At 37.0% G+C, this 12817-nt stretch carries 13 protein-coding genes; all 13 read right to left on the bottom strand.

The features are described 5' to 3' along the window. Positions 1 to 12: 12 nt before the first annotated feature. Positions 13 to 2118, bottom strand: coding sequence for a polyribonucleotide nucleotidyltransferase (gene pnp / locus ACFCT9_RS02025; RefSeq protein ID WP_412520406.1), 2106 nt, complete (start codon positions 2116 to 2118; stop codon positions 13 to 15). Between the two features lie 166 nt (positions 2119 to 2284). Then, a complete protein-coding gene (rpsO, locus tag ACFCT9_RS02020; protein ID WP_002480719.1) occupies positions 2285 to 2554 on the bottom strand; it encodes a 30S ribosomal protein S15 in 270 nt (89 codons plus the stop codon). A gap of 125 nt (positions 2555 to 2679) precedes the next feature. Further along, a complete protein-coding gene (locus tag ACFCT9_RS02015; protein WP_412520404.1) occupies positions 2680 to 3654 on the bottom strand; it encodes a bifunctional riboflavin kinase/FAD synthetase in 975 nt (324 codons plus the stop codon). 14 nt (positions 3655 to 3668) lie between these two features. After that, positions 3669 to 4583 (bottom strand): tRNA pseudouridine(55) synthase TruB, encoded by a 915-nt coding sequence (gene truB, locus ACFCT9_RS02010; protein ID WP_412520403.1) that lies wholly within the window; start codon positions 4581 to 4583, stop codon positions 3669 to 3671. Positions 4584 to 4744: 161 nt separating this feature from the next. Beyond that, positions 4745 to 5092: a 30S ribosome-binding factor RbfA gene (rbfA, locus tag ACFCT9_RS02005; RefSeq protein WP_412520401.1), complete on the bottom strand. Its 348-nt coding sequence runs from the start codon at positions 5090 to 5092 to the stop codon at positions 4745 to 4747. 353 nt (positions 5093 to 5445) lie between these two features. Beyond that, positions 5446 to 6744, bottom strand: a complete 1299-nt coding sequence (locus ACFCT9_RS02000; protein WP_412520399.1) for an MFS transporter — start codon at positions 6742 to 6744, stop codon at positions 5446 to 5448. Between the two features lie 29 nt (positions 6745 to 6773). Continuing rightward, complete coding sequence (locus tag ACFCT9_RS01995) at positions 6774 to 7523, bottom strand: glycerophosphodiester phosphodiesterase family protein (RefSeq protein ID WP_412520397.1); 750 nt, start codon at positions 7521 to 7523, stop codon at positions 6774 to 6776. Between the two features lie 266 nt (positions 7524 to 7789). Then, positions 7790 to 8173, bottom strand: a complete 384-nt coding sequence (locus ACFCT9_RS01990) for a VOC family protein (RefSeq protein WP_412520395.1) — start codon at positions 8171 to 8173, stop codon at positions 7790 to 7792. A 96-nt stretch (positions 8174 to 8269) separates the two neighbouring features. Next, on the bottom strand, positions 8270 to 10387 hold the full coding sequence (infB, locus tag ACFCT9_RS01985; RefSeq protein ID WP_412520394.1) for a translation initiation factor IF-2: 2118 nt from the start codon (positions 10385 to 10387) through the stop codon (positions 8270 to 8272). Between the two features lie 16 nt (positions 10388 to 10403). Continuing rightward, positions 10404 to 10709, bottom strand: coding sequence for a YlxQ family RNA-binding protein (locus ACFCT9_RS01980; protein ID WP_412520393.1), 306 nt, complete (start codon positions 10707 to 10709; stop codon positions 10404 to 10406). Next, positions 10706 to 10990 (bottom strand): RNase P modulator RnpM, encoded by a 285-nt coding sequence (gene rnpM, locus ACFCT9_RS01975; protein WP_412520392.1) that lies wholly within the window; start codon positions 10988 to 10990, stop codon positions 10706 to 10708. The genes ACFCT9_RS01980 and rnpM overlap by 4 nt, the downstream gene beginning before the upstream one ends. An 18-nt stretch (positions 10991 to 11008) precedes the next feature. Then, entirely contained in the window at positions 11009 to 12244 is a 1236-nt protein-coding gene (gene nusA, locus ACFCT9_RS01970; RefSeq protein WP_412520390.1) for a transcription termination factor NusA, read from the bottom strand. 21 nt (positions 12245 to 12265) lie between these two features. Next, entirely contained in the window at positions 12266 to 12733 is a 468-nt protein-coding gene (rimP, locus tag ACFCT9_RS01965; RefSeq protein ID WP_412520389.1) for a ribosome maturation factor RimP, read from the bottom strand. Between the last annotated feature and the right edge of the window lie 84 nt (positions 12734 to 12817).

Below are 12817 nucleotides of genomic sequence, written 5' to 3'. Positions count from 1 at the left end.
TCTATTATGCTATTAGTCTTCTTTGTTTAACAATACGCGGTGTGATGCATTCACACGGCCTTTGCTATCAATTTCTGTAACTTTAACTTCAATAGCATCGCCGATTTTCAATACATCTTCTACTTTATTAATACGTTCATTCGCAATTTGTGAGATGTGTAATAACGCATCAGTGCCTGGGAATAATTCCACAAATGCACCGTATTTTTCAATACGTTTTACTTTCGCATTATATGTTTGACCGACTTCTGCTTCACGTGTAATTTCTTCAATAATTTCACGCGCACGATTAATCATTGCTTGATCAACTGCACCGATAAAGATAGTACCATCTTGTTCGATATCCAGTTTAACACCTGTTTCATCAATGATTTCGTTAATTTTCTTACCGCCAGGTCCAATGACATCTCTGATTTTATCTGGTTTGATTGTCATTGTTTCAACTTTAGGTGCATAGGCACTTAATTCTGGTCTTGGTTGATCAATTGTTTGAAGCATATGCTCTAAAATTGATAAACGACCAACACGTGCTTGCTCTAAAGCTTCTTCAATGATTTCTCTCGTTAAACCATCAATTTTGATATCCATTTGGATTGCTGTGATACCGTCTTTTGTACCGGCAACTTTGAAGTCCATGTCACCTAAAGCATCTTCCATACCTTGGATATCTGTAAGAATTGTATAGTTATCATCACGTGTGACTAGACCCATCGCAATACCAGCTACAGGTGCTTTAATAGGCACACCGGCATCCATTAACGCAAGTGTTGAACCGCAAATTGATGCTTGTGATGATGAACCGTTAGATTCAAGCACTTCACTGACAATACGTACAGTGTAAGGGAAATCTTGTGTATCAGGAATAATATATTTTAAAGCGCGTTCTCCTAATGCACCATGTCCGATTTCACGACGTCCTGGTGCACGTACTGGACCTGTTTCCCCTACTGAGAAGTTAGGGAAGTTATAGTGATGCATAAAGCGTTTTTCAACTTCTGGTCCTAAACCGTCAATAAATTGATATTCGCTTAATGCGCCTAATGTCAATACAGATAACGCTTGTGTTTGACCACGTGTGAATAGACCTGAACCATGTGCGCGCGGTAATAAACCAACTTCAGATTCTAACGGACGAATTTCGTCTGGTTTACGTCCATCCGGACGCACTTTTTCATCTGCTATTTGTCGACGAACTTCTTCTTTCACTAAATCATTTAAGATTGCATTGACTTCAGAAAGTACCGCTTCATTTTCCGGATCTTCTTCATCTTCAAATAACGCAACAATTTCGTCGCGAACTGCGTCGATATTTTCTTCACGTTCTTTTTTATCGAAAGTTTGAATTGCTTCTTTCAAACCTTTTTCTTGTGTTAACGCAGTTACTTTTTCTTCTACCTCTGCGTCACGTTCAACCGGTACAAATTCTGATTTCTCTGGTTTAAGGTAATCAATAATTTCCTCTTGGAACGCAACTAAACGTTTAATTTCATCGTGACCGAAGAAAATCGCATCTAACATTTCTTTTTCAGTAATCTCGCTTGCGCCTGCTTCAACCATGTTGACTGCGTCTTTATGGCCCGCAACTTCTAAGTCTAAACGAGATTGTTCTTTTTGTTCAACAGTCGGGTTAATCACATATTGACCATCGACATAACCGACATTTACCCCTGCAATCGGACCTTGGAATGGGATATCTGATACGCTTAATGCCATTGATGAACCGATCATTGCAGCCATTTCTGGTGAGCAATCTGGATCAGCACTTAATACGATATTCATGATTTGTACATCATGACGATAACCTTTCGGGAATAACGGACGGATTGGTCTGTCAATCAGACGGGCAGTTAACGTTGCTTCATCAGCTGGACGTCCTTCACGTTTTTTGAATCCCCCAGGAATTTTACCTGCAGCATACATTTTTTCTTCATAGTTGACTGTTAATGGGAAGAAATCACCATCACGCGGTTCTTTTGATGCTGTTGCAGTAGATAATACAACTGTATCCCCATAACGTACGAGTACCGCACCGTTTGCTTGTTTTGCCATCTGCCCAGTTTCAATTGTTAACGGACGGTTTGCCCATTCGGTCTTAAACACTTTCTTGTCTTGAGACATTAGGAATCTCCTTTCTCTTACTACCTCTTTTACATTAATAATTCTATCATATCATTTACATGATTACTTTTATACGCACATTCGTATCTAAGCTATAAAAAAAGGAAAGCAACCAACGATGGTCCTTTCCTCTAACTGGTATCAGCGTTTTACTTAAGTGAAAAGATTAACGACGGATACCTAATGATTTGATTAATTCACGGTAACGTTGAATATCTTTTTTACGTAAGTAGTTTAATAAATGTCTACGACGACCTACCATTTTTAATAAGCCACGACGTGAGTGGTGGTCTTTTTTGTGTGTACGTAAGTGTTCGTTTAAAGCGTTGATTTCAGCAGTTAATACTGCGATTTGTACTTCTGGTGAACCTGTGTCTGTTTCGTGTACACGGTATTGTTTGATTAATTCGTCTTTACGTTCTTGTGAAATTGCCATAGTCAATTTCCTCCTTTAATAATTTAGTCTCCTCAGTCTGAGTCAGGCGTCGGAGTATCGACCTGCCAAGAGTGAGGACTGTTTTTAATAATACTTAGATTACAACATGTGTAATCTTTCCGACCTTAAATATTATAAGATACTTCATCCCCGAAATCAACCGATAATAAATATTTCGCTTGTTCTTTATCTTTATTCATTTGTTCCACAAGCGGATCAATGCCATCAAATTTCACTTCTGGTCTTAAGTAATGATGCCAGAATACGATTACGCGTTCACCATAAATGTCTTCATCAAAATCAAAGATATTAACTTCGATAACGACATGAGACTTTTTAGGGTCGTGGAAGGTTGGTTTTACCCCAACATTGCATACGCCTCTATAAATACGTTGTTCTGTACCAATTGCTAAGCTGACCGCATATACGCCTTTTTTAGGTAAGACATAATCATCACTTGGTTCAATATTCGCAGTTGGGAACCCGATTGTTCTGCCGCGTTTTTCACCTTGAACAACAGTTCCCTTAATGCGATAACGGTAACCAAGTTCATCATTCGCTTTCTGCAAGTCGCCTTCTTTTAATGCTTTTCTAATTTCAGTTGTTGATATTTTCTCAGAGAACATTTCTTGTTTGCTCACAATCGTTGTATTAAAGTGTGTTTTTAATTCTTGAAGTACAGACATATTACCTTTACCATGTTTGCCGAATGTAAAATCAAAGCCAGCCACAACTTCTTTTACATGATTTGAAATCAAGTATTCATTCACAAACTCATCAATCGAAACATCCGCAAATTTTGATGTGAAATTGACAATAATCACATAATCGATATGGTAAGCCTCTAAAATCTCGATTTTATCACTTAATGGTGTTAAATAATCCGTTCTTTTTTGTTTTGGATTCAATACAACCGATGGATGCGGATCAAAAGTCATAACGGCTTTTTTTAAATCATGCTTTTTCGCAACCTCATTTAACGTGTGAAAAACTTGTGCATGACCTTTATGCAAGCCATCAAAAAATCCTAATGCCATCGCAACGTCTTCTTGTATATATTGCTCAGGTTGAATTGGATGTGTAACTTCAATAACTTTCATTTTGCGATGCTCCTTTAATTAAATACCTTTTTAGGTTTGATTTCATTCGGTTTATCAGCATGTGGAATATAAAGTGCTAATGCTTTGCCTGTAGCTTTATCTTCCATCACTGTTACTGCATCTATCACTTCAGAAAATTCATGTTTATAAAATTTCTGTCCATTTAAAATACGTGTTTTAATCTTCGGATCGTCAACTTGTATATGTGGCAACCCTTTCAAACCATATTCTATCGGAAATAGCTTTTCCTGTAATGCTTCTTGCTTATATAATGCATCAATTTGCTCTAAAGTTAAACTTTCATCAAGTGAAAATCCGCCGCTTTCGACACGTGTTAATTGAGACATATGTGCCGGATAACCTAAAGCTTTCCCGATATCTGTCGCTAATGTTCTGATATACGTCCCTTTACCGCAGCGAATAAAGATATCGAATGAACATGTTTGATTTTCATAACGAATCTCTGAATTGCGTTCGATTTCATAGATACGCACCTTACGCTTCGGACGTTCTACTGTTTCATTATTACGCGCATATTCATAAAGTTTACGTCCGTTTACTTTTACAGAAGAATACATCGGCGGAATTTGTTCGATTTCACCTACAAAGGATAAGATTGCTTCATCGATTTTGTCAGCGGTCATTTCTTTGCTGACTGCTTTCGTCTCCAACACGTCACCCGTCTGATCTTCTGTCGTTGTACTGACACCCATCGTAACCGTTGCTTGATATGCCTTACCCATTTCCATAATATAGTCACTGACTTTAGTCGCACCACCCACACAAATCGGTAAGACTCCATTTACTTCTGGATCTAGTGTGCCCGTGTGGCCCACTTTTTTAGTATGTAAAATTTTACGTAATTTAAATACAACATCATGGCTGGTTAAACCACGATCTTTAAATACAGGTAAAATACCCTCCATCAACTACACCTCTTCTCTCTGTCATACCTTTACTATTTTACATTAAATTCAAAATGAAATATAGGTATACTAAATCAGTATGAGTCTAAACATCATAATCTATGTACATCAATCCATAAAAAAACAGCCATGCATCATGCATAGCTGCCTTCAACTTCATTGAATCAATCTTTCTTATGAAGATCTTGAATCATTTTTTCGATTTTATTACCATACTCGATTGAGTGATCATATTCGAAGTATAATTCTGGAACGGTTCTTAGACGAAGTCTTGAACCTAATTCAGCTTTAATAAAGCCGCGTGCTTTTTCTAAAGCTTTAAACGTATCGTCTACTTCTTTTTCTTTACCTAATACAGTCAAGTAGACTTTAGCTTGAGATAAATCATTTGTGACTTGTACGTCAGTGATTGTTAAAAATCCGATTCTCGGATCTTTCACTTTATTATTAATAATATCCATCAACTCTTGTTTGAGTTGTTCACCAACGCGTTCTGCTCTCATTTTACTCATGTGTGTTTCACCTCTTTATTTCAACAATGAACGATTGAGTTCAATCCAAGATTATAAACTATAATCGCTCCTTTTACAAAACTTTTCCCCTTTTCGTATGTCATTAATCAAAATGCCAGGTACAAATTGTAAATAAACAGTTAAGCATATTAATTTTGCGTAAATGTCCGACCCTTCATTTCAAAATGACCTTTACATTTCATTTACATACATTTAAGCGCACTTAAGTGTAATGCCTCTATTATAAAAACAACCGAGTAATTTAAAGGTATATCAAGCCTTTAAAGCACTCGGTTTATTTTTTGCACAATCACTTAAATTGCTGCGACGTCATTTTCAGACGTTTCATTTTATTATTTCATTTCATTTTTAAGCTCTTGTTGGCGTGTACGTTTCATCAAAAATGTTAGAACCAAAGCTGAAATTGCACCACATAATGCGACCACAATACCGATTTTAAAAATCATTTGATATGCCAGTACTTCATGTCCTTTAAAGGTATCTAATAAATTACCATTTAATTGATACACCCAAAAGATTGGTGCATACGCTAAAAATGATCCGACACTCATCGCTGAACCTGAGAAATCTTTAGGCAATTTCAATTCTGAAATCGGCGCAAGCAGGACACTTTTTGATAAAAACGTTGTCAAAGATAAAACGACAAGTAAGATAATACTTAACTGTGTTCCTATATTGAAATACACAATAACAATTAAAATGATTGCGGATGACAACAATGCAACACCAATCATTTTCGCAGATGATTTAAAAATAAAGTCTGAAACTACACCTGCGATGATACCTGCGAAAACACCCATCATCGCAGTATTAATCACACCAAAAAATGCGGTTTGAGCGGTAGATAGGTGGTACACGCTTTGTAAGTAAGGAACCGTATATATTAAAATAATATAACCCCAATATACAGACATTGCGGTAATCGCAGCTAACCATATTTTCGGTTGTGTTAACACGAACAATAAACCTTTGAGCGCTTTCGCAGATTTATAACCTGTTTCTTCATTGTGTGTTTCATCTGCCGCAATCCCATTTTTCGGTACAAATTTCCAAATTAAAAGCATCATTGGAATTAATAATAAATTATAGGCAATCATACCGCCTTTTAATACGACGAGTCCGCTGACCGCAGCCATAATCGCGACAAGCAATAAATTCATCAACATTTCTTGTGCACGACGAATAGATTCTAATAAACCAAAGCCTAAGCCGCGATGTTCACGGTCTGTGAAGAAGACGACCCCATTCAACACAGCTGGCCAAAAGAATGCTTCTACAAGTCCCCAAATCACTGTGATAATTTTCAACACCGCAAAGCTTGGATTCATGAAAATTACAACACACATTGTGATAAAGCGAATTAACATCCCAGTTATCAATAATGAACGAATGGAAAATCTATTGTTTATCCATCCCCCTGGAATATAGAAGAACATGGATAATCCGATTAAACTAAAGATGACACCGAGTTCTGCATTATTGACATGGAGTATTTCTAATAATTGATTATAAAACGTCCCTTTGAATGCTTCAAAACCAGAATAAATAATTTGTCCTGCGGTAACGACAGAAAGATAACCTGCCAGTTGTCTTGCATTTTTCAAACCTAATTTATGCATCAGCCAATTCATGTTGTTGTTCCTCCTAGTTGCGGCCTTTATTAAATTGATTCTTGTAAATGAACTAAATTTTGCGCATAATCCGTAAAGACACCATCTACGCCAAAGTTGAATAATTGATTCACGCGATCCACATCATTGACGGTATAGACATTTAAAATATAACCATCGTCTTTAATTTGTTTGATTAAAGCTTCGGTTAAATGGCTGTCTTCTAAATGCAAAATGTGCGTATCACAAAAATCTAATACCGTACGCCAATCTTCATAAAACGCACACATCTCATACAGAACTGCTCTTGGATATTGAGGAAGGGCTTCTTGAATAGCTTTAAGTAACGGAATGTTAAAGCTAGAAAATAAAATTTCTACCTCAGGATCAAATTTCGGCATAGCCTCAACTATTTGTTTGATCATTGATTTTGCTAATCTAGGTCCATTCTTGCCAGTGATCCCTTTAAGCTCAATATTAACGTTTAATTTAGAGGCATTCACAAAATCAATAAATTCATCAAACGTTAAAACTTGTTCTGCTTTAAATCGTGGATGGAACCAATACCCAGCACTTGCTTGTTTAATTTCATTGAATGATGTTTCACTCACTTCTCCTGTAATGGATGTCGTGCGCTCTAAATAATCATCATGTATCATTATTAATTGTTCATCAGCCGTAATACCCACATCCACTTCAATCCATTGTAGTTCAGGAATTTCCGCAGCAGCATGATAAGACGCTAACGTGTTCTCTGGGGCGACACTCGGTACACCTCTATGTCCAAAGATTGTTTTCATAGTTGTTCACCTTCTAGATAGTAAAGTATCAAGTTGCAAACAGACTTGTATTTATATTTCTTACAACTCGTTTTATTTAGTGCATTATTTATTTTTAATCATATGACTTAAAACACAGTTTTTCAATCGGATTTACAATTTCCATTGAAAGTTTACAACAAATTTACAATATCTGACTGCTTTTTAAAGTGTGATGCAACTAAAAAATCCAATCCGAAAACATCATTAGTTGTCTTCAGATTGGATCATTAACATCTCAAATTAAGTTATTGTTCTGGAAACACAAGCACATTGAAGAAATGCCCATCTATATCTTCAAATGTGAAACCATAAAAGCCATTACGTTCTTTAGGCTGATCAATGATTTTACCGCCAGAGTTTTGGATATCTTCTTTAAGTTGGTCTGCTTCTTCTTTCGTATCTACAGAAATAGAAATCAAAGCGTCATTTCCATAGGGTACACGATGAATATAAGATTCAAAGGTATCCATTGCCACAATCATAATCGGTGATCCTGTTTTCCCTTTAATGCCGAACATCGTCCCTTCTTGTTCTGGACGTTCCATAATCTCAAAGCCAATGTTTTGATAGAACTTTTTACTTTTATCTAAATCTTGACTCGCGAGATTAAACCAAATATTGTTAACCATACTTTCTCCCCCTTAATTGGTTTAATTTATTATTCCCTTCATTCATACGAAAAAGCACTTTCGATAAAGAAAGTGCTTTTGTTTAAATTAATCATTTTAGCGTTTAATTTCAACCATTTCGTAAGCTTCGATGATATCTTCAACTTTTAAGTCGTTGTATTTTTCAATTGTGATACCGCACTCATAACCTTGTGCGACTTCTTTCACATCGTCTTTGAAACGTTTCAACGTATCAAGTTTACCTTCGAAGATAACAATGCCGTCACGGATAACACGTACACCTGCGTTACGTGTGATTTTACCATCAGTCACATAACAACCTGCGATTGTACCAACTTTAGAAACTTTGAACGTTTGACGAACTTCAGCTTGACCGATAACTTTTTCTTCGTATTCAGGATCAAGCATACCTTTCATCGCTGATTCAATTTCTTCAATAACGTTATAAATAACACGGTGTAAACGCAAGTCAACATTTTCTTGTTCAGCTGCACGTTTCGCACCAGCGTCAGGACGTACGTTGAATCCGATGATAATACCATTTGAGGCATTCGCTAATGTAACGTCAGATTCGTTGATGGCACCCACTGCTGTGTGGATGATACGAACGTTAACGCCTTCAACGTCGATTTTCATAAGTGAAGCGGCTAATGCTTCTACAGAACCTTGTACGTCACCTTTGATGATTACGTTAAGGTCTTTCATTTCACCTTGTTTCATTTGTTCGAACAAGTTGTCTAATGAAACATTTTTGCTTTCTTGACGTTGTTGTAAGATGCTTTCTTCATGACGTGCTTCACCGATTCTACGCGCTTGTTTCTCGTCTGAGAAGACAACGAAGCGGTCACCGGCTTGCGGTACATCGTTAATACCTGTAATTTCAACCGGTGTTGACGGACCAGCTGTTTTAATACGTTGACCTAAGTCATTGACCATCGCACGAATACGACCGAACGTATTACCTACGACAATCGCATCTCCCACATGTAATGTACCGTTTTGAACTAATAATGAAGCAGCTGGACCACGTGATTTATCAAGTTCAGCTTCAATTACTGTACCGACAGCACGTTTGTCTGGATTTGCTTTTAATTCTTGTACTTCTGATACTAAGACAATCATTTCTAATAAATCATCGATACCGTCACCGCTTAAAGCTGAAAGTGGTACGAAGATTGTGTCGCCGCCCCAGTCTTCAGGGAATAAACCATGTTCAGTTAATTCTTGCATTACGCGATCAGGGTTTGCAGTTGGTTTATCAATTTTGTTAACTGCTACGATAATTGGTACATCTGCTTCTTTCGCGTGGTTGATGGCTTCAATTGTTTGAGGCATCACACCATCATCTGCCGCAACAACTAATACTGTAATATCAGTTACTTGCGCACCACGTGCACGCATTGTAGTGAAGGCTGCGTGTCCAGGTGTATCTAAGAAAGTGATTTTTTTGTCGTCATTTGTGATTTGGTAAGCACCGATATGTTGTGTGATACCGCCCGCTTCACCTTGTGTCACATGTGTATTTCTGATTGAGTCAAGCAATGTTGTTTTACCATGGTCAACATGTCCCATGATTGTTACAACTGCTGGACGTTCAATTGCATCTGGATCTTCTTCTTCGTCATCGAAGTAGATATCTAAATCTTCTTCATCAATCACAACTTCTTTTTCTACTTCTACACCATAATCATCAGCGATTAACTCAATTGTTTCATCGTCTAATGATTGGTTAATATTGGCCATAATACCAAGTAAGAATAATTTCTTAACGATACTTGATGACTCAATATTCATTTTGTCAGCTAATTCGCCAACTGTAATACCTTCTAAGTAAGTGATTTTTTCAGGCACTTCTTTTTTTGGTTGTTCTGGTGCTGGTTTTTGATGATTGTTTTTCTTATTTTTGTTGTTTTTGTTGTGGTTCTTGTTGCCTTTTTTATTATTGTTCTTTTTAGCATTACCGCTATTATTGTTATTGTTTTTATCTTTATTATTATTTTGATGTTTTTTGTGATTATTTTGAGCAGCTTTATCGTTTTGCTTATCTTTAGATGAATTTGGTTTGAATTTTTTATCCAATTCTTTGACTTCATTTGGTTCTAACGCTTGCATATGGTTAGACACCTCAACATTCATCTTCTTCAATTCATCAATAACATCTTTACTTTTTAATTTTAAATCTTTTGCATACTCGTAAATTCTCTTTTTACTCATATAATCACTCCTTACGTTATTCATCTATCATTGATAATAGCTTTTTGGCAAAACCGTTATCCATTATAGCTATATTCACGCGAGAGGACTTGCCAAGTGCTTGGCCTAACTCATCTCTTGTACCGAATATACGCAACGGAACGTGATAACTCTCACATTTTTGACTGATTTCTTTGGTTGTCCTCGATGAGGCATCTTCAGACAAAATCACTAAAGCCGTTTTACGCTTTTTGATTTCTGTCAGAATAACCGACTCACCGCTTTTAACCTTGCCAGCCCGCATTGCCAATCCTAAAAAATTCAAGATGTTGCTCTTATTCATTTTGGAATCTCTTCTCTGTAAATGAGACGTATGATTTCTTTATAGACAGGCACTAAAGTATCAGCATCCGCATTAAAGAATTTTTCTAAAACTCCTTTTTGCTGTGCTTTTTCAACAAGTGCGACATCTTTTGAAACATATGCACCACGGCCAGGTTTCTTACCTGTCGCATCTGCTGAGATTTCGCCTTCTTTGTTAATAACCACACGAATCATATCATTTTTGGGACGCATTTCATTTGAAAGTATACACTTTCTCATTGGAATCTTCTTTTTCTTCATAAAGGCATTCACTCCAAATTATTCTTCTACGTCTTTTTTAGCTTCTGTTACTTCTGATTCAGCTGCTTCAATGTCTTCTGCTTCTTCTACTTCAACATCTTCAACTGCCTCAACTTCAGGTTCTTCCTCTACTTGTGCCACAACGACCTCTTCAGAAAGATCTTCTTCAATCGGTGTTGTTTCAGTTTCATCTTGTTCTGGCACTGGATAGATACCCGCTTCACGTGCATCTGTTTCAGATTTAATATCTATTTTCCAACCTGTCAATTTCGCTGCTAAACGTGCGTTTTGACCGCGTTTACCGATTGCAAGTGATAATTGATAATCTGGAACGACTACTGTTGTAGATTGGTTTGCTTCATCTACAATAACTTCTAACACTTGTGAAGGACTTAAAGCATTTTTCACAAAGACTTTAGGATTTTCATTCCATTGAACGATATCAATTTTTTCTCCGCCAAGCTCTTCAACAATCGCTTCAACACGGACACCTTTTGCACCTACACAAGCACCCACTGCATCAATATCTTCATTTTCAGAGTAAACACTGATTTTAGAACGATCGCCCGCTTCACGTGCAACTGATTTAATCACAACTGTACCATCATAAATTTCTGGTACTTCTTCTTCAAACAAACGTTTCAATAGGCCTGGATGACTACGAGAAACGTAGATTTGAGGTCCTTTTGTTGTTTGTTCTACTTTGTTGACATACACTTTGATACGTTCGTTAGGAATGTAACTTTCATTTGGACTTCTTTCAGCTTCAGATAATACTGCTTCTGTACGTCCTAAGTTCACATAAACATATCTGTGATCGACTCTGTCGATGATACCTGTCATGATATCTTCTTCTTTATCAATAAATTCATCATAAAGAATTTCTCTTTCAGCATCGCGTAAACGTTGCATCACAGCTTGTTTTGCTGCTTGTGCACCCACACGGCCGAAGTCTTTTGGTGTAACATCTTCTTCATAAATGTCGCCGATTTCATAAGCTGGGTTTTTCACCAACGCAGTACTGATGTCCACTTCATCGCGGTCATCAAATACTTCCTCAACCACTTCTTTACGTGCGATGACTTTGAACGTACCTTCGTCCATATTCAATTCGACACGTGCATTACGTGAAGACTCGTAATTCTTTTTATAAGCAGTAATCAATGCTGCTTCAATCGCATCGATTAGTACTTCTCTAGGAATCTTCTTTTCTTTTTCCAAATATTCTACTGCTAGTATTAATTCATTTGACACGGTTAAATCCTCCTACTCAGGTTAAATCAAAACTGCATGACGTGCTTTAGCAATTTTATTTCTTGGGATTTCAACTTGCTTTTTCTTTGATTTGACTTGCACTTCGATAACGACTGTGTCGTCCTCTACTGACTGCAAGACACCTAACCATTCTTTAGCACCTTCAACCGGCGCATAAAGAGTGACAAACACAGGTTGATTGACTGCATTACGAAACGCCTTATCGTCTTTGATAGGACGTTCAGCACCTGGTGACGCAACGTCTAGATAATACATTTGTTCAATCGGATCTGCTTCATCCATTGCTGCGCTGATTTTTTCTGATGCCAATGTGCAGTCATTCAAATCAACGCCGCCCTCTTTATCAATAGAGATTCTGAGATAGTGCTCTCTACCTTCTTTTGTGAATTCGATATCCACGAGTTCATAGTTCAATTCATCTAAAACCGGTTGAATAATTGTTTCGATTTGTTCAGTAATTTTACTCATGCTGACCTCCTTTATACAAATAGAAAAGAGCGGGTAAACCCCACTCTTCGTGACTAAAGTTCATTTTTTACGCACTATGATTAT

The sequence above is a fragment of the Staphylococcus simulans genome (assembly GCF_047037175.1).
In the GTDB taxonomy this organism is placed as follows: Bacteria; Bacillota; Bacilli; order Staphylococcales; family Staphylococcaceae; genus Staphylococcus; species Staphylococcus simulans_C.
Note: the sequence above shows the minus strand (reverse complement) of the source record. Positions and strands in the feature narration are given on the sequence as shown.

Bases quoted from the DNA above. Each gene is read 5' to 3' on its own strand.
- pnp (WP_412520406.1), bottom strand. From the start codon at position 2,118: ATGTCTCAAGACAAGAAAGTGTTTAAGACCGAATGGGCAAACCGTCCG.
- rpsO (WP_002480719.1), bottom strand. From the start codon at position 2,554: ATGGCAATTTCACAAGAACGTAAAGACGAATTAATCAAACAATACCGT.
- ACFCT9_RS02015 (WP_412520404.1), bottom strand. From the start codon at position 3,654: ATGAAAGTTATTGAAGTTACACATCCAATTCAACCTGAGCAATATATA.
- rbfA (WP_412520401.1), bottom strand. From the start codon at position 5,092: ATGAGTAAAATGAGAGCAGAACGCGTTGGTGAACAACTCAAACAAGAG.
- ACFCT9_RS02000 (WP_412520399.1), bottom strand. From the start codon at position 6,744: ATGAATTGGCTGATGCATAAATTAGGTTTGAAAAATGCAAGACAACTG.
- ACFCT9_RS01995 (WP_412520397.1), bottom strand. From the start codon at position 7,523: ATGAAAACAATCTTTGGACATAGAGGTGTACCGAGTGTCGCCCCAGAG.
- ACFCT9_RS01990 (WP_412520395.1), bottom strand. From the start codon at position 8,173: ATGGTTAACAATATTTGGTTTAATCTCGCGAGTCAAGATTTAGATAAA.
- infB (WP_412520394.1), bottom strand. From the start codon at position 10,387: ATGAGTAAAAAGAGAATTTACGAGTATGCAAAAGATTTAAAATTAAAA.
- ACFCT9_RS01980 (WP_412520393.1), bottom strand. From the start codon at position 10,709: ATGAATAAGAGCAACATCTTGAATTTTTTAGGATTGGCAATGCGGGCT.
- rnpM (WP_412520392.1), bottom strand. From the start codon at position 10,990: ATGAAGAAAAAGAAGATTCCAATGAGAAAGTGTATACTTTCAAATGAA.
- rimP (WP_412520389.1), bottom strand. From the start codon at position 12,733: ATGAGTAAAATTACTGAACAAATCGAAACAATTATTCAACCGGTTTTA.